This window comes from uncultured Sphingomonas sp., from assembly GCF_946477935.1.
Taxonomy (GTDB): Bacteria; Pseudomonadota; Alphaproteobacteria; order Sphingomonadales; family Sphingomonadaceae; genus Sphingomonas.
In genome coordinates, this window is sequence record NZ_CAMLAC010000011.1 from 15,806 (window position 1) to 36,699 (window position 20,894).

20 protein-coding genes are annotated in these 20,894 nt (G+C 61.6%); 9 read left to right on the forward strand and 11 right to left on the reverse strand.

What is annotated here, in order from left to right; translation table 11 throughout:
* Nucleotides 1-163: 163 nt before the first annotated feature.
* The 8 genes from lysA to Q0U08_RS02565 form a co-directional block, all read right to left on the reverse strand.
* The gene (lysA, locus tag Q0U08_RS02530) at nt 164-1,459 is read right to left on the reverse strand and encodes a diaminopimelate decarboxylase (protein ID WP_298089556.1); all 1,296 of its coding nucleotides are present in this window, start codon (nt 1,457-1,459) and stop codon (nt 164-166) included.
* An 18-nt stretch (nt 1,460-1,477) separates the two neighbouring features.
* Nucleotides 1,478-1,741 carry a hypothetical protein gene (locus Q0U08_RS02535; protein WP_298089557.1) on the reverse strand — a complete coding sequence of 88 codons (264 nt, stop codon included), beginning with the start codon at nt 1,739-1,741 and terminating at the stop codon, nt 1,478-1,480.
* On the reverse strand, nt 1,738-2,259 hold the full coding sequence (locus Q0U08_RS02540; protein ID WP_298089558.1) for an SAM-dependent methyltransferase: 522 nt from the start codon (nt 2,257-2,259) through the stop codon (nt 1,738-1,740). Before Q0U08_RS02540 ends, Q0U08_RS02535 begins: the two co-directional genes overlap by 4 nt.
* 10 nt (nt 2,260-2,269) lie before the next feature.
* Nucleotides 2,270-2,545 carry a hypothetical protein gene (locus Q0U08_RS02545; protein ID WP_298089559.1) on the reverse strand — a complete coding sequence of 92 codons (276 nt, stop codon included), beginning with the start codon at nt 2,543-2,545 and terminating at the stop codon, nt 2,270-2,272.
* A gap of 143 nt (nt 2,546-2,688) precedes the next feature.
* Nucleotides 2,689-3,657 (reverse strand): magnesium and cobalt transport protein CorA, encoded by a 969-nt coding sequence (locus tag Q0U08_RS02550; RefSeq protein ID WP_298089560.1) that lies wholly within the window; start codon nt 3,655-3,657, stop codon nt 2,689-2,691.
* A gap of 11 nt (nt 3,658-3,668) precedes the next feature.
* Nucleotides 3,669-4,022: a hypothetical protein gene (locus Q0U08_RS02555; protein WP_298089561.1), complete on the reverse strand. Its 354-nt coding sequence runs from the start codon at nt 4,020-4,022 to the stop codon at nt 3,669-3,671.
* A 70-nt stretch (nt 4,023-4,092) separates the two neighbouring features.
* Nucleotides 4,093-4,635 carry a hypothetical protein gene (locus Q0U08_RS02560; RefSeq protein ID WP_298089562.1) on the reverse strand — a complete coding sequence of 181 codons (543 nt, stop codon included), beginning with the start codon at nt 4,633-4,635 and terminating at the stop codon, nt 4,093-4,095.
* Between the two features lie 456 nt (nt 4,636-5,091).
* Nucleotides 5,092-5,400 carry a hypothetical protein gene (locus Q0U08_RS02565; RefSeq protein ID WP_298089563.1) on the reverse strand — a complete coding sequence of 103 codons (309 nt, stop codon included), beginning with the start codon at nt 5,398-5,400 and terminating at the stop codon, nt 5,092-5,094.
* A 124-nt stretch (nt 5,401-5,524) separates the two neighbouring features.
* Between Q0U08_RS02565 and Q0U08_RS02570 the strand changes: the two genes are divergently transcribed.
* The gene (locus Q0U08_RS02570; protein WP_298089564.1) at nt 5,525-7,852 is read left to right on the forward strand and encodes an FdhF/YdeP family oxidoreductase; all 2,328 of its coding nucleotides are present in this window, start codon (nt 5,525-5,527) and stop codon (nt 7,850-7,852) included.
* A 161-nt stretch (nt 7,853-8,013) separates the two neighbouring features.
* Here Q0U08_RS02570 and Q0U08_RS02575 read toward each other — a convergent pair whose 3' ends face one another.
* The gene (locus Q0U08_RS02575; RefSeq protein ID WP_298089565.1) at nt 8,014-8,199 is read right to left on the reverse strand and encodes a hypothetical protein; all 186 of its coding nucleotides are present in this window, start codon (nt 8,197-8,199) and stop codon (nt 8,014-8,016) included.
* On the opposite strand from Q0U08_RS02575, the gene Q0U08_RS02580 reads away from it, so the two are divergent.
* Nucleotides 8,186-8,635 (forward strand): SDR family oxidoreductase, encoded by a 450-nt coding sequence (locus tag Q0U08_RS02580; protein ID WP_298089566.1) that lies wholly within the window; start codon nt 8,186-8,188, stop codon nt 8,633-8,635. The genes Q0U08_RS02575 and Q0U08_RS02580 overlap by 14 nt on opposite strands.
* Before the next feature lie 192 nt (nt 8,636-8,827).
* On the opposite strand, the gene Q0U08_RS02585 is transcribed toward Q0U08_RS02580, so the two are convergent.
* Nucleotides 8,828-10,609: a diguanylate cyclase gene (locus Q0U08_RS02585; RefSeq protein ID WP_367271093.1), complete on the reverse strand. Its 1,782-nt coding sequence runs from the start codon at nt 10,607-10,609 to the stop codon at nt 8,828-8,830.
* Nucleotides 10,610-10,964: 355 nt separating this feature from the next.
* On the opposite strand from Q0U08_RS02585, the gene Q0U08_RS02590 reads away from it, so the two are divergent.
* Nucleotides 10,965-11,120, forward strand: coding sequence for a hypothetical protein (locus Q0U08_RS02590; RefSeq protein WP_298089569.1), 156 nt, complete (start codon nt 10,965-10,967; stop codon nt 11,118-11,120).
* A gap of 52 nt (nt 11,121-11,172) precedes the next feature.
* Complete coding sequence (locus Q0U08_RS02595; RefSeq protein ID WP_298089570.1) at nt 11,173-12,084, forward strand: formate/nitrite transporter family protein; 912 nt, start codon at nt 11,173-11,175, stop codon at nt 12,082-12,084.
* A gap of 703 nt (nt 12,085-12,787) precedes the next feature.
* Here Q0U08_RS02595 and Q0U08_RS02600 read toward each other — a convergent pair.
* Nucleotides 12,788-13,537, reverse strand: coding sequence for a Crp/Fnr family transcriptional regulator (locus Q0U08_RS02600; protein WP_298089571.1), 750 nt, complete (start codon nt 13,535-13,537; stop codon nt 12,788-12,790).
* A gap of 318 nt (nt 13,538-13,855) precedes the next feature.
* Between Q0U08_RS02600 and Q0U08_RS02605 the strand changes: the two genes are divergently transcribed.
* The 5 genes from Q0U08_RS02605 to Q0U08_RS02625 all read left to right on the forward strand — a co-directional run bounded on the left by Q0U08_RS02605 (nt 13,856) and on the right by Q0U08_RS02625 (nt 20,073).
* On the forward strand, nt 13,856-14,023 hold the full coding sequence (locus tag Q0U08_RS02605) for a hypothetical protein (RefSeq protein ID WP_298089572.1): 168 nt from the start codon (nt 13,856-13,858) through the stop codon (nt 14,021-14,023).
* A gap of 8 nt (nt 14,024-14,031) precedes the next feature.
* The gene (locus Q0U08_RS02610; RefSeq protein ID WP_298089573.1) at nt 14,032-14,670 is read left to right on the forward strand and encodes a sensor histidine kinase; all 639 of its coding nucleotides are present in this window, start codon (nt 14,032-14,034) and stop codon (nt 14,668-14,670) included.
* Nucleotides 14,667-15,395 carry a Crp/Fnr family transcriptional regulator gene (locus tag Q0U08_RS02615; protein WP_298089574.1) on the forward strand — a complete coding sequence of 243 codons (729 nt, stop codon included), beginning with the start codon at nt 14,667-14,669 and terminating at the stop codon, nt 15,393-15,395. Before Q0U08_RS02610 ends, Q0U08_RS02615 begins: the two co-directional genes overlap by 4 nt.
* 610 nt (nt 15,396-16,005) lie before the next feature.
* The gene (locus tag Q0U08_RS02620; RefSeq protein WP_298089575.1) at nt 16,006-16,509 is read left to right on the forward strand and encodes a MucR family transcriptional regulator; all 504 of its coding nucleotides are present in this window, start codon (nt 16,006-16,008) and stop codon (nt 16,507-16,509) included.
* A 456-nt stretch (nt 16,510-16,965) separates the two neighbouring features.
* Nucleotides 16,966-20,073 (forward strand): TonB-dependent receptor, encoded by a 3,108-nt coding sequence (locus Q0U08_RS02625; RefSeq protein WP_298089576.1) that lies wholly within the window; start codon nt 16,966-16,968, stop codon nt 20,071-20,073.
* Nucleotides 20,074-20,894 lie beyond the last annotated feature (821 nt).

Here is a 20,894-nt window from a genome sequence, read left to right on the forward strand (position 1 = left end):
CGAACGAGAGCCATGAATGCCCGGAACTGGGTCCTGTCTGCCGTATTGCCGCAGTTTATTCCCAACTGAGAGGTCGCGGTTGGGTAGTTTGGGACACCGCGCTCGAAGTGGCGTTGCGGGACCTGCTGTCCGGTCCTTTCGAAATCAAAAGTGAACGGCTGCGTTAAGCTGCTCGTGTCACTGCTTCGTTGAGAGCGCGACCTGCCGTTTGAGATTGGTGCTTCGGCCGCGTTGGAAAATCAGACGGCAAGGTACGATCACCGACCAGCTCGAATCTGTCCCCATCGACCATCACCTGCGGGCTTATCGGGCGAGAGTTGTAGCTTGAGGCCATCGCTGCTCCGTACGCGCCGGTTGCATGGAAAATAGCCAGGTCCCCGCGTTCAACGTGATCGATCGTCCGATCGATACCGAACATGTCACCAGTTTCGCAGATGGGCCCGGCGATGTTGGCAACCATTGTCCGCCCATCCGAACGGACCGCCGCGAAGCGGTGATATGCGTCGTAGAGCGCGGGACGCGCCAGATCGTTCATTGCGGCATCGACGATGACGAATGGATGGCTCGGGCTTGGTTTCACCCAAATTACTCGTGTCAGCAACACGCCGGCCAGACCGGTGATGATGCGACCAGGTTCGAACGTGAGGCTGACGTTCCAGTCGCGCGTCACACGCGCAACCATCGCCGCATAGTCGGCGAGCGACGGCATCACGTCTTCAGGCCGATATGCAATGCCAAGGCCACCACCCAGATCGACACGGGTAATCGGGTGCCCGCGTGCGCGCAGTTCGAGAACCAGCGCGCCGATCCGGCGGTAGGCGGCTTCCAGCGGTTCCAGATGGCTGATCTGACTGCCGATGTGGAGCGCGATCCCCTGCAGATCGAGCCCGTCCAGCCGCGCGAGCCGATCGTACATGTCCGGCGCGCCCGCGATATCGACGCCGAACTTGCTCGTCCGCCTGCCGGTCGTGATCTTGGCGTGCGTTCCGCCGTCGACATCGGGATTGACGCGCAACACCGCTGGTGCGCGCAGACCGCGTCGCCGCGCCAACTGCGCCAGGACACGACCCTCTTCCTCCAGTTCGAGGTTGAACTGGCCGATGCCGGCCTCCAGCGCGTCGATCAGCTCTCGATCAGTCTTCCCGACGCCGGAGAAGACCACATCCGCAGGCGCGATCCCCGCATCCAGGGCCCGGCGCAGCTCGCCGCCCGATACGATGTCGGCCCCGTAGCCGCACTGCGCGAGCAGCCGGAGGACAGCGCCGTTGGGGTTGGCCTTGACCGCAAAGGCGAACCGGGCGGACGGCAGACCCTGCAGGGCAGACGTAAACGCGTTGGCGGCATGCCGGAGCGCACTCGCCGAATAAACGTGGACGGGCGTGCCGACCGCATCGGCGATAGCAGGCAGGGGGACGCCCTCGGCGCACAGGACGCCGTCACGATAGTCGAAGAAACTCATGAAAGGAGACCTTGCTCGTCAGTGTCCGAAGCCATCGTCCGCCTGCCCGCGGCGACGCACGCGGGCGGCGTGGACGACGTCGGCGGTGTGGCTGTGCCCCCGCCGCTCGGCGCGGAGCAACTGTCCGACCCGCTTGCCATGGATTATCAGCGGTAAGCCGAGCAGGGCGAGCGGAAAGAAGACGATCATCGCCGGAGAGCCGTCGAGCGCGAGGCACATGGCACAGGAGGACGCCAGCAGTGCGAAGCCGCCGGCTTTCCATTGCAGATCGCGACGGGTCATGCCGCCCGCACCCGATTAAGCGGGAGGTCGCGATCGGCGATGATCAGGTCTCCGGCTTTTGCGAGGCTTTCCCGCAAGCCCGGTTGATCATCGCCTGCGCGGCTACCGTGCCATAGCACGATGTCTGCCGGTACGTCGGCTTCGTCGGCCAGCGCTTCGATCATGTCTACTACCTCGAACGTGAGGCCGATCGCAGAATCATGAAGACGGGCAGCTGCTGCACGCGCACGCCCGATCATCGCGGGCGAACCGTCAATGCCGCGGCCTTCGATTGCCGTGAAGCCGAGCGTCCTAGCGTGACGCGCCGCCTCGATCAGCAAGGTGCCGCAAGCACAGTCGGCGTCGACGATCCGCACGGCGTGGCGCCGCCGCGCGCGCAAGGCGACGAGCGCGGTGCAGATGTGAGCCCAGCGGCTGTCCTTGTGAGCGGCACGACTGCCGGGAAGCGTTAAGGGGCGGGTCGACGGCACGAACGACGCGCATTCGGCCGAAACGACCGGCTTTGGTTTCTGTGCCATGGGATTGTCCTCAGGCGGCGCGGCGCAGCGCATGCTCGGCCGGACTCACCGGCTCGAAGGAGATGAGCGGAACCAACGGTGCCGAGACGATCTCAAGGCTCGCGTGGTAGATCTGCCGCTCCGCTTCGGCGAAGCTGAGCGCTGCGCCGCGTGAGACGAACCGGCCCTCCATCTTTCGACCGCTATCCTGCACGAGCCAGTGGCCCGCCTTGTCCTGACCAACGTAAATGATCGTCCCGCGTTCGTCGGGCTCCGGATTGGGTTGAGACGACATATCGCCTTTCAAACCTTCAATAATCGAGCGTCCAGCGCCCGCAGATCGGAGGTACGAGGCCCCGCATAGTGTTTCGAGATCGATTCAGGTAAAGTGCATAGTGCGCGCATAAGCCTGACAACGGCTCGTCGCATTCGGGTCGGTGTACAGGCGTTCTACAACCAACGCGCCTTGCGGAAGCGCCAGTACAGCGCCGAGCAGATCGTCAGGATCACGCCGATGGTTATGGGATAACCGTAGGGGCTCCGCAGCTCGGGCATATGTTCGAAGTTCATGCCATAGATGCCGGCGATGGCAGTCGGCACGGCCAGGATCGCTGCCCAGGCCGCAAGTTGGCGCGTGATCGCGCCGGTGCGCTGCTGCTCGATGAGATTGCTGAACTCGAACACCGATGACAGCAGATCGCGCAAGCCGCTCGCCATTGTCTCCACCCTGCGGACGTGATCCAGCACGTCGCGGAAGTACAGCCGAGCCTCGGCATCGACGCACGGCAGCTCGTTCTTGGACAGCTTGCGGGCAACCTCCTCCATCGGAACCAGAATGCGATCGAAGCGCATCAGCTCACGTCGCAGCGAAAAAATGCGGGCGATCTCGGCGCGATCAAGGAAGGTGTCGAGCATCCGCTGCTCCATGCTCGCGACTTCCTCCTCAAGGGCGGTCATTAGCGGCAGATAGCCGTCGACGATGAAGTCGAGGATGGCATGGAGGACATAGTCGCCGCCCTTACCCAGCAGGTCCGGTGCGGCCTCCAGATGCTCGCGCAGCGGCTTGTAGGACCTTGTCGAGCCCTGCCGTACGGTGATGATATGGCTGTGCCCGAGGAAGGCTGCCGTCTGCCCGTAGACGATATGCCCGTCACACAGATGAGCGGTCCGGCCGATGACGAACAGCTGATCGCCGTACACGTCGACCTTCGGCAGCTGCCCGTCCTTCAGCGCATCTTCAACCGCCAGCGGGTGGAGGTTGTAGAGGCGCTGCAGCGTGTCAATCTCGTCCGCACACGGATCGGTCAGTCCGATCCAGACGAACTCCGAGCGGTCGGAGGGGCAATCCACCCGTTCGTCGATCGCGATCTCGCGAACACGACGACCATGGCGGTACAGATAGGCGGCGATAACAGGCATGGGACTCCTGATCAGCGCCGAAAAGCTGATGTCCAGTCTATCGTGGCACGTTCGGGCTTCCGGGTATCGGATCTGGCCACTAATTGCGCATACCGCGACAGACCCATCCGGTGCCGCGCCTGCATCATCGAGACGCCATGCCGCGTATCGAACGCCCGGCCCTGTGGTGTGATGGGCGCCTCCAGGCGCGATCGGAATGCGCTTCGGGCACGCTGCTCCGCATTGCGGAGGCGAGAAGGCGCCGGCTTGAACAGCTTGGTCCCGTGGACCAGAAGCAGCATGCCGGTGCTGGCGAGGATGAACGTTAGCAGGGCAAGGCCGAACTCGGCGGCCTGCGCAGGACCATGCCGCGCCGCCTCGTACACGCAGCGATGGACCAACGTCGATCCGCCGGAACACCCAAGCAGCACGACACCAAGCAACCGTGGAGATAGCTTACCCAAGGGCCACACCGCTTTTCAGCGTCCGCCAGATGACGAGGCTCAGCCGTCCCTCGATCCGGTGCGGGACCCCCGCTGACGTCGCAACTGAAATCGATGTTCGTCCACGCCGCTCCGCTTCGGCAAAACGCTGCGCTGCCTGTGCCGATGAGAAGCGCCCCAGGAGCATTCCAGCGCTCTCACGGACAGTCCAGTCACCATCTATGTCACGACCTACGACCAGCATGGCTGGTTCCGGGATGTCCATCGCGATGCTACCTTCTGATGGAGGGGAAACGTTCAGGTCGGGGCGCCCCCGCCAGCGGGCGCTCACCTCAATTTCGTCGAAAAGATGATGACCCAGGATGGTCAGTGCGCTGCCGGCACTCGCGGCCATGAAGCCGATCGCGGCGATCCCGTAGGCAAGGACGCCGGCCTTCTGTGATGGCACGTGCATGGCGACGAGCCGCGAAATTGCGGTGTAACTCACCCAGCAAAGAAGAAGTCCGGTGGCGCGCAGAACGATGTCGGCGCGCCGCGACCGATGCCACGCTACCATGCCACAACCCTTGATGTGGCAATCCAGTTATCGCCCTCGACATAGCATTTCGAGATCGATTCCAGCTAATTACATAGCGCCCGCATAGTGCTGCAATTATGCCCGCCCCACCGCATCGCGGGCTGCTGAGCGTGGTGTGGCCCGAAGAAGGTGCCGACGTGCCAAGAAGACAGAGCATCATGCCGGAATATCCCCGTGGTCTGCGCGGGCAAGCCGAGGCCGAGCACCTACTCCAATGCACCATGTATAAACGGCAAAAGTTGGCAAGGTGAAGAGAGGCAGCGAATGACCGGTTCTGGGTCGTTGCGACATGCGCTGGCGTCGTGCCAAATTCACGGCAACAGCAACTGTCGCGCCCAGCGCACTGACGACACCGAATAGCTGGGACGCCGTCTTCCGCTTAGCCTCGAATGCTTTCCAAGCCGATCACCGATGCCCTTCACTGCCGCGGCGGCTTTAGAGCGTTGCTACGCTCTCGTTGCCGACCTTTCGCGGTTCGGCAGCGGCATCGGCACGCGTGTGCCTGGCGCGCCGCTTTTTTAAGAGTGCGCGTAGCGTAGCTGTCGTGGCCATCGCCAGCGTTCCCGCCGCGCCAGCGAGCAACAGGCTCGGACGCACACCGGCGGCGCGCGCGGCGCGATCCAGCGTGACCTCGGCGCTTCCGGCGGCATCTACCAGGCGCGGCACCAACTGCGTGTCGAGGAAGAACTTGGGCGAAGACGGGCCATCGCCCTTACGGAGCATGTAGTCCCGACCGACAGTCATGAGAAAACTCCTTTATTGCCAGCGTACTAATCGAGGTGGTCGACGGTCTGCGGCGATGCGGGGACAACGTGAGGCAGCGGCGAATGTTGCGCCCCGTGACCTGACGCCGCGACCGGAGGTTCCGATGAAGCCGACGTTCAAACCTTACCGTCTTCCCTCCGGCGGCTGGGGATCGGCACGTTCGGTCGCCAACATCCTGCGCCGCGAGGGTGTCGTCGGCAGCGCCGGCATTGCGCTATCGCGCCACAACAAGGTCGACGGTTACCAATGCAATAGCTGCGCCTGGGTGAAGCCCGCGACGCCGCTGCCTTTCGAGTTCTGCGAGAACGGCGTTAAGGCGGTCGCCTGGGAGTTGACCGCGCACCGCTGCCCTCCGGCCTTCTTCGCCGAGCATACCGTTACCGAGCTGCGCGGATGGGATGATTATCACCTCGAACAGCCCGGCCGGCTGACCCACCCGCTGCGCTATGATCCGGCGACCGACAAATATGTCCCGGTTTCCTGGGGCCATGCCATCGAAGAAATTGCGCGCGAGCTACGCGCGGTCGACGACAAGCTCAAGGGTACCGTCTTCTACAGCTCGGGTCGCCTCTCCAACGAGGCGAGCTATCTCTATCAGCTGTTCGCGCGCCTCTACGGCAACAACAACCTGCCGGACAGTTCGAACATGTGCCACGAGACCACCTCGGTGGCGCTGCCGGTGAGCATCGGCCAGGGAGTCGGCACGGTCGATCTCGGCGACTTCGGCGAGACCGAATGCATCATGTTCTTCGGTCAGAACCCGGGCAGCAACTCGCCCCGCATGCTTCACCCGCTACAGGAAGCGAGCCAGCGCGGCGTGCCGATCATCACCTACAACCCGCTGCGCGAGCGCGGGCTGGAACGCTTCCTCAATCCGCAGTCGTCGACCGAAATGCTGACCGGCAAGGAGACGCGGATCAGCTCGCAATATCATCAGGTGAAAAACGGCGGTGACCTTGCCGCACTGTCCGGAATCGGCAAGGCGGTGTTGAGCGCGCACGACGAGTCGCTCGCGCGGGGCGGCCCGGCCGTGCTCGACCTTGCCTTTATCGCCGAGCACACGACCGGCTTCGATCGCTACGCCGACTGGCTCCGCGCGCAGGACTGGGACGAGATCGAGCGCCGCTCCGGCCTGCATCGCGCGGACATGGAGGCCACCGCACGCGTCTATGCGGCGGCGGCGTCGACGATCGGGATTTATGGCATGGGGCTGACCCAGCACCGCGCCGGGGTCGAGACCGTGCAGATGCTGGTCAATCTGCTGCTGATGCGCGGTAACATTGGCAAGCGCGGCGCCGGGATCTGCCCGGTGCGCGGCCATTCCAATGTCCAGGGCCAGCGAACAATGGGCGTCACCGAGAAGCCCGAGCTGTTCCCGCTCGACCGGCTCGGCGAGCAGTTCGGCTTCGTTGCGCCCAAGGACCCGGGCTACAATACGGTCGAGGCGTGCGAGGCGATCCTCGCGGGTGAGGTGAAGGCCTTCTTCATGCTCGGCGGCAATTTCGTCCGCGCCATCCCCGATCACGGCCGGATGGAGCCCGCGTGGCGCACGCTGCGGCTGACCGTCAATGTGCTGACCAAGCTCAATCGCAGCGCGCTACTGCCGGGAGAGTTGAGTTACATCCTTCCCGTCATCGGGCGGCTGGAGAAGGACGAGACCGCTGCGGGGCAGCAGGTACTGTCGATGGAGGACACGTCGGGCTGCGTTCACGGTAATCGCGGGCTGCGTGCGCCAGCGTCGCCGCATCTGATCAGCGAAATCCGGCTACTGTGCGAGCTGGCCAAGCAGGTGCTGCCAGATAACGAGAAGGCGCGCTGGGACGACTACATGACCGACTATGCCGAGATCCGGAAGGAAATCGCGACCACGTTGCCCGACAACTTCCACGATTACGAGACCAGGATGTGGGAGCCAGGGGGCTTCCAGCGCGACTTACCCGCCAAGCGGCGCGAGTGGCGCACCGAGAGCGGCCGCGCACAGTTCGTCACGCCCGAGGCTCTCGACGAGGACCTCGACATGCCCGGTGTCGGCCATGACGTGCTGCGGCTGATGACGCTACGCTCGAACGACCAGTTCAACACTACCGTTTACGGCTACGATGACCGCTTCCGCGGCATCAACGGCATTCGGACGGTAGTGCTATTGAACCGCTCGGACATCGACCGGCTTGGGCTCAAGGTGGGCCAGGCCGTGACCCTGCGCACCGTTGCCGACGACGGAGTCGACCGCCACCTTTCCGGATTGATCGTGGTCGCTTACGACATACCGGTTGGCTGCATCGGCGGCTATTATCCCGAATGCAACGTACTGCTGCCGGTTTGGCATTACGCAGTGGGCAGCAAGACCCCTGCAGCCAAGTCGATCCCGGTGACGATCCACAGCGACGGGGACGCGGTGCTTGAGCCTCAGATGGAATATGCCACCGGCTGATCATTCGTACCTGTGCGACTTCAGGAGTGTGACGATGGAGCAGACGTCAGCTGCCCGCTAGAGTGGATCCGTCGGGACCTGTCGTCCATCGATCTGGCGGCGTAACAGAGGGTGAGCGAGCGCCTATCAAGCCTCGTCGCTTCTAGGCCGCCGTCCTCTGTTCAGGTCCCGCAGAACGTCGCTGCTAAACGCTCGTGGGGGGAGGGGGGCTGCGCCAGATCCTCGGCTACCGGCTGTTCCTCGTAGGGCCTCGACTGCACATCCAGCATGCGCCTGAACGGCGCGTAGTCCGCGCCGTTCACGGCGGCCGCGATCATCGCCTCGACCTGATGGTTGTCCGAAATCACGCCCGACCATGTCGACGCCACGTTCGACGTCAATGTGAAGGGCACGATCTTCACGGTTCAAAAAGGCCTGAAGCTGATGGAGGCCGGCGGTTCGGTCATCCTCACCGGCTCGACCACAGGCGTCATGGGGAAGCCGGCATTTAGCGTCTATAGCGCCTCCAAGGCGGCGGTCCGCGCCCTGGCGCGCAGCTGGGCACAGGATCTGCGGGGCACGGGTATCCGGGTCAACGTCCTGTCGCCGGGTCCGACTTTGACCGAGCTTGCCGCCAAGGTCGTTGGCCGTGATGCCATGATCGAGATGGGGGCGACGACGCCAAGCGGACATGTTGGCGAGCCGTCAGAAGTCGCGGCCGCTGCTGCCTTCTTGGCATCATCGGACAGCAGCTTCATGACGGGCAGCGAGCTGTTTACCGACGGTGGCTCGGCGCGAAATTGACAAACTGCTCCAGCCCGCTTGATGTCGGCGGGCACAATCAAACCAGCTCCTGCCACACCGATAGCAGCCGCGACCTTCCTATCACCGCGCCACGCGATGATGATGCCGGAAGATCGACATGAACGAACGGCAGAAGTTCGGAAGTGGGGAATGGATCGTAGATGTCCGCTTTTGGGTCACCTTATCGGTACCTCATGCGGCGAGCCTGAAGATGGTTGCCCGATTTCGACCTTCCCGCTTGGCTTCATAAAGCGCGGCGTCGGCAGCTTGGATAAGCGTCGAGCCGTCACGCGCCATTGTGTCGTTCCATGTCGCAATGCCGAACGACATGCTGGTGGCTCCCAATGTACGCCCGTTCTGCTTGATGTTGAGTTCCGCAATGGCCAAGCGAACGGCTTCGACCCGGGCCATCAGCGCTTCGCTTGATGTGCCTGGCGCGATGACGGTGAACTCCTCGCCGCCGAAACGGCATACCACGTCGCCGTCACGGAAGCGGCTTTTCATCTCGGCAGCAACAGCCTGCAGCACGGCATCACCGGCATCGTGGCCGTGGTCGTCGTTGAATCGCTTGAAATGGTCGACGTCGCACATGACCATACTAAGCGGTGCACCCGAGCGTGCGGCTCGGGCGATCTCAAGCGTCATCGCCTCTTCCATGTAGCGTCGATTGAACAGGCCGGTCAGCGGGTCACGGATTGTCTGCTCGCGCAGGCTGCGCTGCAGGCGATGGTTGACGAGAGCGGACGCAATGTTCTCGGCGAGGACCGTCAGTCTGAAGCGGCTTTCCGCTCCCACCTGACCGCGAAGGTGGAGGACGCCAATCACCTCTCCGCCGGCAAGCAGCGGCTCGCAGTGATACACTTCCCCATGCGCTACGTGCGCGCACACGATGTCGTCGCCTGGCTGCGCTACCCAGTGTGCCTGCCCGCGGCGCAACGCCCAGCACTGATCGGGCGCAAAGCCGTCCGGCCCGGTTTCGAAATCGCCCCAACCGGCGATCGGGACGAGCAGATTGCGTGAATTGTTATGGGCATAGAGCGCCCCCGAGATACCAGGCAGGACACGCGGCACGAAGACGCGGATAATTTGCGCCAATTCGTCGTCCGTGCGAGCAGCTTGCATGCGGTGCGCCATTCCTCCGAGCAGTTCGATGACGTCGCTGCGCTCGCGCAATGCTGCCGCGGTTCGCTCGAGTGTCGTGTTCGCGACCTGCAGGCGCTGCTCGCCCCCGGCCTGATCTGCAACGGCAGCGGCGAGGCGATCAGCCATCGTGTTGTACCCGCGTGCCAGCCGCGCGAATTCGCTCGACCCCATGACCGTCTCGATGCGGACGTGTTCGCCGTCGGCAAGGCCGGTCATCGCCCGCAGCATCGTGGCGAGCGGCTTGTGGATCGCGCGGATGATAAGCGACAAGCCTACGAGTATCAGCAGCGCGACTACAAGCGCACCGATAACGGCCGACCGCTTGCCTACGGTCAAGCGTTGCTCTGCCGCAGCCTGCCGGGCCTGTTGAAGGACGCGTTCTTGATCAAGAAAGGCCCGCGCGCGGACGCTAATCGCATCCATCAGCTCGCGGCCGCGACCACTTGATATGATAGCGAGGGCACCAACAAAGTTTTTGCGGCGGCCAAGTTCGAGCGGCTGCCGGAGGATATCGATACGCCGACCCACAAGGTCAGCGATCTCGCGGGCGCGGGCGTTTTGCACAGGGTTGTCGCGCGTTAGCCTGACAACCTGCACGATCTTCTCTGCCGCATTGGCCGTCGCCGACACGAAGGAGGAGGCATAAGCCTGGTCGTGGGTCAGCACGAAGCCGCGCTGTCCCGACTCAGCGTCTCGCAGGTTTTCTAGCGCCTCCTCGGTAACCTCGATCACAGTGGCTGAATGGTTCACCCCGACGAAGCTCTGCCGCGTCTGGTGCGAGGCGTCGACGAGCAGGCCAGCGAGTGCCGCAACGGTGACCAAGACGATCAAGCCCAACGCGGTTATTCGGGATGCCAGTGAAGATAACATGCTCGAGGGGACTAATCGAGGTTGTTTAGCAGTTCGTTAGCAAGCGCGCCACAGCGACGCGCCGATCAATCGGAGCAGTGGCAGCGGGCCTCTCCGGCCGCCCGCCCACATGAACGATCGACCGGTTTCCGGAACTCTTGAGGGCGGCTTGAACGACCGTAATTGAGCCGACAACTGCGGCAATTCGCAGTCGCGACCGGATTGCTTGGTGCGGTGATGGCGTTCGGCAGGGCAGTGGATGGGGCACGGCGTCGATCGCAAGGAAGGCCGCCCCGATCGAGCAGGCTGTTCGTTGATGCCATTTGAGGAGAAAACCATGTCTCAAGTGAGGAAGCCGGCGAACGCAGTCGATGACAGCACCACTGTGGGCGCGGCACCGGCGACGCCGTCCGAGGATCAGAAGGTCGCGGAGATGGAGAAGGTACAGGAGGAGGCGGCTGTCGTGCGGGAAGAAGACGGCGGGTACCAATAGCCGCGCTCTGCATTGCGAGCGGCGTAAACGCCGCACCGAGTTAATGCCAGCCATGAAGCTATTTGCCTTCGATCGTATACGATCGGGCGACAGCCCTCAGCTTCGTGAGCCAATCACAGGAGTGATCGAGTTGTCGGACGAGCTTCAGGACCGCAAGGACGACATCGATCTTTCGGAAAACGAGGAGGAAGCAGTCGATGAGCGTGAAGCGGCAAGCGCTCAGGTCATCCACGAAGTCGTCCGGCGGCACGGCGATGAGGAGTTGGAAAGGCCAACTGCGTCGCTGATCTGGTCTGGATTGGCCGGCGGGGTCGCGATCAGCACTTCCATCTTGGGTGAGGCGCTGCTTGAAAGCAAGCTTCCGGTCACCCAATGGTCGTCGCTTGTGGCGAGCATGGGCTACACTCTGGGCTTCCTTATCGTCGTCCTGGGTGGTCTGCAGCTCTTTACGGAGAGTACGCTCTCGGCTGTCCTTCCGGTCGCGACCCATCCAGGTCGCCGTAACATTGGTCGGTTGCTGCGTTTGTGGGTTCTCGTGTTCATCGCGAATATGGCCGGCACGATGCTGATCGCCTGCCTCAACAACTACGGACTGATCGGTGCTCCCGAACATCGAACAGCGATGCTGACCTTGTCACGAAGGCTGCTTGAGCACGATTTCGTCGAGACGGTGAAGCTCGCCATCCCCGCAGGCTTCCTTATGGCTGCGGTTCCGTGGGTAATGCCATCTTCCAAGGGTCAGCAGTTCTGGGTGGTGTTCGTCCTCACCTACTTCATTGCTGTAGGCGGCTTTGCGCATGTCGTCGCGGGCTCAGGCGAGGCGTGGCTCCTGACATTCGCCGGCGAGACGTCGTTCACACATGCTGCTTTCGGGATGATCCTGCCAGCGCTGATCGGCAACGTCATCGGCGGTACGGGCCTGTTCGCGCTTCTCGCACATGCACAGGTCAAGCAGGAACTCTGAGGAGCGGGTTGAGCGTTGCCGCTCATTCGCTGGAGACTACTGGCAACCCTTAGAGAGCGTGAACAAGTGTCCGCTTTCCAAGCACCGTATCCCCGCATCGAATGTCGTCTTGGGGGTCCTGGCGGCCGCTGGCTGCCCGGCGGGTAGCGACCCACGTTCTGTCGTTCAGGTCGGTGGCCGAGTTTGCCGGTACCTGCTGCCCTCCATCCGCGATCGGTCGCTCCTGCCTTAAGCGAGCAGCAGCCGGTCGGTGCCGCAGAGACAGGCATGGGTGCTAAGGCAACATAAATCCCTTGAATTCGACGAAAGGGAAGGCTCGGCGGGTCCGCCCAAGGGGGGCGCCCGTTAAGGAGGGTTCAAGAGTAGGCGTTCCGCAATGCGCCATGTTCTTATCATCGAAGACGAATCGATGATTGCGGAGCACTTAGCGGCGCTTGCCGAGGATGGAGGGGCCACGTCGATCGAAGTCACCACCGCGGAGCGCCAAGCGGTCGAGGCGGCGCGAGCGACGACCCGACATCATCCTGGCCGACGTACGCCTGCAGGAAGGGAACCGGCCCAGCAGCCGTCGCGGCAATTCAAAGCGAGCTCGGAGACGTTCCTGTCATCTTCATCACCGGCAGCTCGACGGAGTGTCAGCCTCGTAGTGCTGCAGCCATTGTGCTGACCAAGCCCATCGACAACGCGGCCGTGCTCAGCGTGTTCAGGCAGCTGGCGCCGATCTAGGGCCATCCTTGCCGAACGGACCGATCAATTTCCTGTATTCGGCCTCTGGTTGCCCGTAGCCATCGCCAGCCAGTTCCTCGAGCTTGTGCCGATCGAGGATGCGAACGCGGCCGCGCGTCGATCGGATCATGCCGGCGCCCTCCAGCACGTGCAGCGACACGGTCACTCCGGAGCGCTCGGCGGCAATCATCATTGCCATAAATTCGTGCGTCAGCGGGATCTCGTCGCTGTCATGCCGGTCGTGGCACATTAGCAGCCACCGCGCGAGCCGTGCTTCGATGCGTTGGTGCGCATTCGACACAGCGCTTTGAGCGGTTTGAACGAGGAAAGTCTGGACGTAGCGCAGCAGCATCGTTCGCAAGGTGGCGCTCTGATCCATCGCCGACAGGAATTCAGCCGCCTCGATCCTCAAGCCGCCATGCCCATTCACCTGAATGAAGATCTCATGCGGCGAGCTACTCGCGCCCAGCAGAAGCGGCACCCCAGCGAAGCCATCGCGCCCGAAGATGCCGACTTCGGTGCGGCCGTGATCGGCTGTCATCATTACGACCGAGGTGACGCCCCCTTCGGGGAACCAGACAGTTTCGATTGGCTTGCCGAGCGCGACCAGCACTTGTTCCTTATGCAGCTGTTCGCGCCTCAGATGCGGCTTGAGCAGCGCCAGATCGTCGCTCGACAGGGCGTCGAGCAGGATATTTGTCGTGTAACGTTCGGCTGGATGCGGCACGCGCGCGCCCCGTAGTTCGGGGCGAAAGCGCGATGGTCCTTCAGCCGCTCGCGCCCTGATCGTTGGCGAGCGATGTGACGGAGATAGGAGCGATGTCGCCGCTTACGACCCCCAAGACGGGATTTGTGTGGCATATCGCACAATCGCCGGCGTCGACGTGCCGGGAAGCACGGCGCCGGCAATAAGCGTCCGGGCTGAAGATCGGCGCGGCGCCTAACCTTTCGCAATCCTGAATGTGGCGTGTCCAACAGAGGGTGGCCGCTCCCCGCGATTACATAGAAAATCGGGACAGATCAGAGTTCAGGCGAGCCACGGATCATGACGGACGAGCAGACCTACTACTATCGGCGTGCCGAAGCCGAGCTGGAGCAAGCGCAACGGGCGTGCGATCCACGTGCGGTTCGCGCCCATTATCAGCTTGCTGAAGCGTATCTGGGACGCGTTGCCGCACCGAGGGAGGACGCCAGCGAAGGCCGAACGCAGTGAGGTCGGCGATGGCTGATCCCCGGCTGCCGGCAACGACCGGCGACCTGCTGCTGCGTGAGACGCACCACCGGTGCAGCAACGATCTGCAGCTGATCGTGAGCTTGCTGTCGCTGCAGAGCCGTCGCGTGGACAGCGAGGAGGCGCGCGCCGCGTTGAGCGACGCCGCCCAGCGGGTCGCGGTGCTCGCCCGTGCGCGGGCTGCGATGTTGAACGGAGGGTCGCCCAGCTTGGAGGCCGCGCTGGGTCAGCTATGCGAAGCGCTGCACTCCCATGCCGAGGCGCGCTCGATCCTCGTGACGTTCCGCGTCGAACAACCTGTGGGCCGCTTGCCCGCCGAGCGGCTCAACCCGCTCACGCTGGTCGTCAACGAGTTGATGACGAATGCGATCAAGCACGCCTTTGAGGAAGGCACCTCCGGACACATCACGGTGACAGTTGGCCGCAGCGCTCAGGGCGACGTGATGGTGACCGTCGACGATGATGGCCTGCCGTTCCCGGAGTCATCCGCACCAGACGGTAGCGGAATGGGGCTCGGTCTCGCCAAGCGACTGATGGCGTCCATCGACGGCCTGCTGATCGCGCCGACCGGACCGTCCAAACTCTTCGAACTTAGGGTCCCGAGCGAACACAGGCAGGTGCTGGCATGACCATCGATGGCCATCGTTCGGCCTTGCAAGGCACAGCGTTTGCCAGATTCAGAATGCTATCTGCCGAGGACCGGCAGGCACTCGTCGAGATCGCCACAGCACCACGTCGGTTCAGGGCAGGTATCGACCTAGTGTCAGAAGGTGTTCGCACTGACGCCGTATTCGTCGTCACCGAAGGTTGGGCGTGCCGTTACAAGATGACGCGAGATGGCGCACGCCAGATCACCGGGCTCGTGGTGCCTGGCGACGTGTGCAATCTTGACTCCTTCATGCTTTCTCAGGTGAATTTTGGCGTAAGGACGCTGACAGCGGGATCGGCGGTCGGACTGCCGCGCGAGCGCGTCCAGGCGCTCGCGGCCGAGCGCTCCGCCATTGCCCGAGCATTCACTTGGTTCACAATCGTCGAGAATGCGGTTTTGAGCGAATGGGCGCTGTCACTGGGCCGGCAGACAGCGCGCGAGCGGCTGGCGCGTCTGTTGTGCGAACTAGCCATGCGTCTCGGTGGCACAAGTGGGGACGCGCCCAGCTACGAATTGCCTGTCACCCAGGAGCAACTGGCCGACGCACTCGGCCTTACCTCGGTGCACGTTAATCGCACCCTGCAGCAGCTTCGGGCGGATGGGTTGGTCGCGATCGAAGCCCGTCGGGTCACCTTGCCGGACCTGGCGGCGCTGCGCAGGGTTGGCGACTTCGACGGCGCGTATCTGCATGCCGAAGTGTCTTAAAGCTCGAAAGGGAGCTGGGCGAGGCAAGCCATCTAAGTGACGCGAGATAAATCCCTTCATCAAAGGGCGGCTATTCATCTCGATGTGCTGACAGCTGCTGGGAAAAAAGCTCCCAATCTCGGTCGCTCCCCAATGATGCTGGCCCCAGTTCAAGCGGTCGATCCGCTCACATGAACGGACGGCAGGTGTCGGGCAGCGGAAAGCGGCGCGTGAATGGCCGGGATTGGGTCGGTCACCCCTGAGCGGTCGGTCGCCGCTCGACCATTTCGACCCTTCTCCGAGGTCGTTGCGATCTCCCAACCCGCTGCCTTCGGAGCCTCGCGGCTTTCCCGTTTCTTCGTCTCGACCAATCCATTTCGGTAAAAAGGGGCTGAACGGCGGGGGTTAGCTTGATCGGCGGCTCTGTATTCCCATCACGGGTTCGTCTGTGGGAACGGTAAGAATCGGCACAGACGGCGACATCGCTCCGCTCGCTCCAGTCCTCAAGCCGAAGATATGTCCACTGCTTTGATGAAGCGCTTATATTTACCAGGTTGTTGTCGCTGCTTGCGACCGGCTATGAACATCCTGTCGCCTTGGCGATAGCTCCCATGATGTACCGAGAATGATGATGACCACTGAGACCAACACCGTTGAACTTGCAACCGAGCTGACCATTGCGTGGCTTGGGAATCCCAACACCCGTACGTCGGCCGATGATGTTCCTGCATTTCTCAAGTCGATGCACGAGGCTGTCATCAGCCTCAGCTCGGAACCGGGTGAAACCGAAAGCAAGGACGCTCCCGCTGAATACATCCCGGCGGTGTCGGTCCGTAAATCACTGGCGAGCCGCGACCACATCATCTCGATGCTCGACGGCAAGCCTTACAAGACGCTGCGCCGTCATCTGGCAACCAATGGCCTGACGCCTGAGGAATACCGCACGCGCTATAACCTGAAGCCCGACTATCCGATGGTCGCTGAGGCCTATAGCGAGAGCCGTCGCGCGATGGCACACAAGATCGGGCTTGGTCGTAAGACCGGCGCCGAAGCCAATGCCTCTGCGCCCGCTGCGGACGCAGCACCAAAGTCCAAGCGCGCCAGCAAAGCCGGTGCGGTCGCCGACGCAAAATAACGAGACACCGCACGCAGAACCCCCTCGGCAACCAGACCCAGATGGAGCGCGCTTTTTCGTCAGGGCAGGCATGCCAGCCCTGACGAAAAGAGAGCCGGTTTTCTCATAAAGACCGGGCCAGAGACGGGCTAAGGCTCATTGTTTGGGGCGCGTGGGTTTCGTCAAATATTGGGATACTGTTGCCTGTGAGGCACAGCGCCAGCCATGCGCTAGAAATCTCTATGCTGCTGATTCTGTTTAGTTAATTTCGTTGATTTGGTAAGGATGGTCGCGAGGGCTTGCAAGATAATCCAAACCTTTCAGATAATTAGCTAAATGCAAATGAAATTCGGAGAATGACCAAGCGGACGCATGATTTTAAATTTGTAGCATATCGGTATTGACGCGTAGGTATTTTATCTATGACATTTCTCCTGAAGCCGCGGCACATGATAGTCGCGGAACACAGGGGAAGACATGTTAAAGCAGTCGGTATCGCCACTTGCGCTTGCCAGCGCTCTGATGATGTTTGCCGCACCCGCTTGGGGTGCACAAGTAACTAACTCAGCCACTCAGTCGGGCAACGAAGAGCAGGATGGGATAGGCGCCGAGACGAACGACAGGACCAAGTCCGTTGTTGCGCGCGCCTCGGACACCCGTGCGGCTGCCATCAGGGGCCAAGCCACCACGACGGACGACGGGGTGCTGATCGTCACGGGGACACGTATTGCGCGGCCAAACACCACCTCGGCCTCCCCGATCACGTCAGTCACTGCCCAAGACATCCAGGCTCAGGGCCCGCTCAACGTTGAAGAAGTACTCAATCGCCTCCCCCAGATCGCGCCGGACAGCCAGCAGAATTATCAGGACTCAGAAGGCTCCCAACGCATCAAGCTGCGCAGCCTTGGGTTCGAGCGCACGCTTGTCCTTCTCGATGGCAAGCGGCTTGGTACGCAGAACGGGCAGGACACCAACATCATTCCGGCCGCACTTTTGGAACGGGTGGATGTCCTGTCCGGCGGTGCCTCATCGGTATACGGATCAGACGCTGTATCAGGTGTGGTCAACTTCATCCTGCGCAAGGATTTTGATGGGCTGAGGATCGACGGTAACTACAACTTCTACAATCATAATAACCGCGAAACGTTTGTTACGCCGCTTGCGCGAACTAATGGGTTCCCAACGCCTTTGGGACTGACCAACGATGGCGGCCGTGCCGACATCACGGTAACCGTCGGCAAGAAGATGCTCGATGATCGCCTGCGTGTATCAGCCTTCTTCAACTACCGAACTGCCGATCAAGTTAATTATAGTGACCGATCTTATTCGCCTTGCTATATTCAGGAGACGGCCCGCAACGGTCCGGTAGCTTGCACGCCCCTTTCAACTTACTCATCCAGCGGATACATCCAGCCCCGCAGCGGTACATCGCTCGGGCAAGGCTTCGTCAACAATCCTGATGGCTCGCGCAGCTTTGTCCGCTTTGGCGCCGGGCGTGGCAATGCTGCAAACCCCTATGAATTCACGCCGATCCAGCGCGAATCAGAAAGTTTTACCGGCGGCGGCTTCTTCAACTTCAGAATTGCGCCCGAGGTAGAAGTCTACGCCGATGCAATCTGGTATCGCAATGAGTCGCGCAATGGCTCTCCGCTACGCGTCTATAGCTACACAGTGTTTGGTGCGACGCCGTATCAGGTCAATTGCGACAATCCATTTCTCTCCGCCGGACAGGCGACGACACTATGTGGCGTTAACGCGGGCAGGGCGGGGACTTCTGCTCCTCTCGATGTCCGCTACCGGTTTGACAGCCAGCCGCTTCTCACCAGCACCTTCATCAACAAGGGCATTCGAGCCACTGGCGGGGTTCGCGGCGCGATCGGCGAAGCGTGGACCTATGACGTTGGCGGCGTCTACGCCTTCAACCGCCGTGACACGATCCTGGCGCCGTTCTCGGATCCGGTTCGCGTCAATCGCGCCTTGGATGTCGTGAACGTTAACGGCGTTCCCACTTGCCGCGCAGTCGTCACGGGCACCGATCGCGCCTGCCTGCCCTTCGATGCATTTCGTGCTGGCTTCAATAATGATGCCGCAATTGACTACCTGTTTTCCGGCGCAACCGACGGGGCTGTCAACTCTGGTGGCGAGCTGTACAACGTCATTTCGACCGTCACCGGTGACCTGGGTAAATATGGTATCACCTCGCCATGGGCACAGGACGGCTTAGCTATCGCGCTGGGTGCCGAGTATCGCGAGGACCGCTTCTTCTCGGGCTCGAACGACGCCTATCGGGTCGTAAATGGCGACAACGATGCAGACCTTCGCCAGCACGTCTGGGAGTCGAACATCGAACTACAGGCGCCGTTGATGCAGCAGCAGCGCTTCGCCCACCTGCTCCAGGTGAACGGTGGTTTCCGCGTGTCGAAGTATAGCACCAATCCGTCGACCTTCACGACGTGGAAGGCTGAAGGACTGTATGCTCCAGTGCGAGACCTGACGTTCCGCGTTTCCTACAACAAAGCACAACGTGCGCCGACGGTGATCGAAATTCGGCAGGCGACCCAGAATACTTTCCGTACGACGGGTGTGCTTGATTTCTGCGGCCCCACGGTGAACGCCAATGGGACGCGTAGTGCGCCGATCGCGTCGCGGGAAACGTGTCGCGCGACGGGTTTGGCTGATGCGCTGTATGGCAGCGAAACCCTACTTTGTCCCGATAACGCCTGCACCGTGCGCTCGGGTGGCTGGACCGCTGACCCGGAGACCGCGTACACGCTGACCTATGGCTTGGTCGTGCAGCCCAGCTTCATCCCTGGGCTCGTCTTTTCGGTCGATCGGTATCAAATACGGCTGAACGGCTCGCTGGGCTATCAACAGGCCGATTATTTTGCCGAAGGCTGTGTGGCATCGAACGGCGATCCGTTCTTCTGCCGTGGCATCGTGCGTGATCCTGCCACGGGAGTGCTCTACAATCCCGCAGGAACCAACCCCGCGTCCGGCTTCTTCCGTGAAGGCACGACTAACCTGTTCAGGACGCTTGCCAATGGCTGGGATTTCCAAGGGCAGTATACGCTGCGTATGCAGCAGGCTGGTCGCTTGGACTGGGGCTTCAACGGATCGTTGACAACGCTGGCGGGCGCACAGGATTCACCGTTGCGCCCCCAGTATAATTGCGCTGGTTATTTCTCCAACGGCATCTCATGCGGTCAGCTGATCCCGAAGTGGTCGCACACCCTCCGTACGACATACACGACGCCGGATTCGGTGTTCAACATCTCGTTCAACTGGCGTCACACCGGCCCCCTTACCAGCGCTGACAACTCCGGGGACCCCACGATCGGAGGAACGGCTGCCCGTCGCCGCACGACGTATTTTCGGATTGGTGCGCAAGACTTCTTCGATGTGTCCATGGCGTTCAATGTCTCGCGACAGTTTGCGCTACGTCTTGCTGCCAACAACGTGCTCGATCGTGATCCACCGATCATTCAGAACTCACGTCAGGCGGCGCTGACGTTCAACAATACACTGCCACAACGCTACGACGCGTTGGGACGCCAGATCATCTTCGGTGTGACAGTAAATTTTTAAAGAACAAGTCCATCGTCTAAGGCTGAAGTGGGTCACTGGTTGGGAGTGACCCACTTCAATCGTGATGATTGTGTTGTCTCTGTATTGATTGGGAGATGCTAAGTCTAAACTTTAACCAAGTAGATCCCCAGGGCGCAGTCGGCAAAATATACACGGACGACTGCAAGCAGAGTCAGCAGCACCAGTGCGGCAATGCCGCGGTCGTGCCAGCCCGCGAACGCTACAAGTAGCTCGTTGCAGGCAATCAGCCGATCGTGCCGAAACAATCGGCCCGCCTGATGCTGTGTCCGGCGAGCGCTCGCTAATGCCTCTCTCATCCACACATCTTAAAATAAGACATGAGCAAGCCAAGACGGCGCTGTTCGATCCGATTGATCAAGCCGTACCTGTATCTAAGTCGTCTCCCTACAATGTAGTCACCCAAGAGCGCGAGAGGGCGATCTTCCCAGGGCCGCGGAAATACGAGGTTAAAGCGCACGTCTTTTTCTTCAGCTTCCTGACCAATCCGGTCCGCTATGCTGAGTTAATCTCAGATACGATCACCGTCGATGTCACCGAACGACAGGTGAGCAACCCCGAGGTCTAGCGACCTTTCGCCTGCGTGGATGCGTTTCGGTCAAAGTACCGTATCGTCTAAGGCGACCATAAATGACGTTTCACATGCAGAATGAACAAATGGCAGGAAGTGGGAAGTGGGCAGGCGGCGTCGAATGACCGTTTCTGGGTCGTGCCGGCAACAGAGATCTCTGAAGTCACCTTATCGTGACCCCGCTCCTCCGTTTTCATGAAACGGTAAATTAGCAGTTAGTCCCCATGCTGCG

Coding starts and splice junctions, on each gene's coding strand:
- Q0U08_RS02535 (WP_298089557.1), bottom strand. CDS start 1,741: ATGACCCGTCGCGATCTGCAATGGAAAGCCGGCGGCTTCGCACTGCTG.
- Q0U08_RS02540 (WP_298089558.1), bottom strand. CDS start 2,259: ATGGCACAGAAACCAAAGCCGGTCGTTTCGGCCGAATGCGCGTCGTTC.
- Q0U08_RS02620 (WP_298089575.1), top strand. CDS start 16,006: ATGACCACTGAGACCAACACCGTTGAACTTGCAACCGAGCTGACCATT.
- Q0U08_RS02550 (WP_298089560.1), bottom strand. CDS start 3,657: ATGCCTGTTATCGCCGCCTATCTGTACCGCCATGGTCGTCGTGTTCGC.
- Q0U08_RS02615 (WP_298089574.1), top strand. CDS start 14,667: ATGACCATCGATGGCCATCGTTCGGCCTTGCAAGGCACAGCGTTTGCC.
- Q0U08_RS02590 (WP_298089569.1), top strand. CDS start 10,965: ATGTCTCAAGTGAGGAAGCCGGCGAACGCAGTCGATGACAGCACCACT.
- Q0U08_RS02570 (WP_298089564.1), top strand. CDS start 5,525: ATGAAGCCGACGTTCAAACCTTACCGTCTTCCCTCCGGCGGCTGGGGA.
- Q0U08_RS02565 (WP_298089563.1), bottom strand. CDS start 5,400: ATGACTGTCGGTCGGGACTACATGCTCCGTAAGGGCGATGGCCCGTCT.
- lysA (WP_298089556.1), bottom strand. CDS start 1,459: ATGAGTTTCTTCGACTATCGTGACGGCGTCCTGTGCGCCGAGGGCGTC.
- Q0U08_RS02610 (WP_298089573.1), top strand. CDS start 14,032: ATGGCTGATCCCCGGCTGCCGGCAACGACCGGCGACCTGCTGCTGCGT.
- Q0U08_RS02605 (WP_298089572.1), top strand. CDS start 13,856: ATGACGGACGAGCAGACCTACTACTATCGGCGTGCCGAAGCCGAGCTG.
- Q0U08_RS02595 (WP_298089570.1), top strand. CDS start 11,173: ATGAAGCTATTTGCCTTCGATCGTATACGATCGGGCGACAGCCCTCAG.
- Q0U08_RS02560 (WP_298089562.1), bottom strand. CDS start 4,635: ATGGTAGCGTGGCATCGGTCGCGGCGCGCCGACATCGTTCTGCGCGCC.
- Q0U08_RS02625 (WP_298089576.1), top strand. CDS start 16,966: ATGTTAAAGCAGTCGGTATCGCCACTTGCGCTTGCCAGCGCTCTGATG.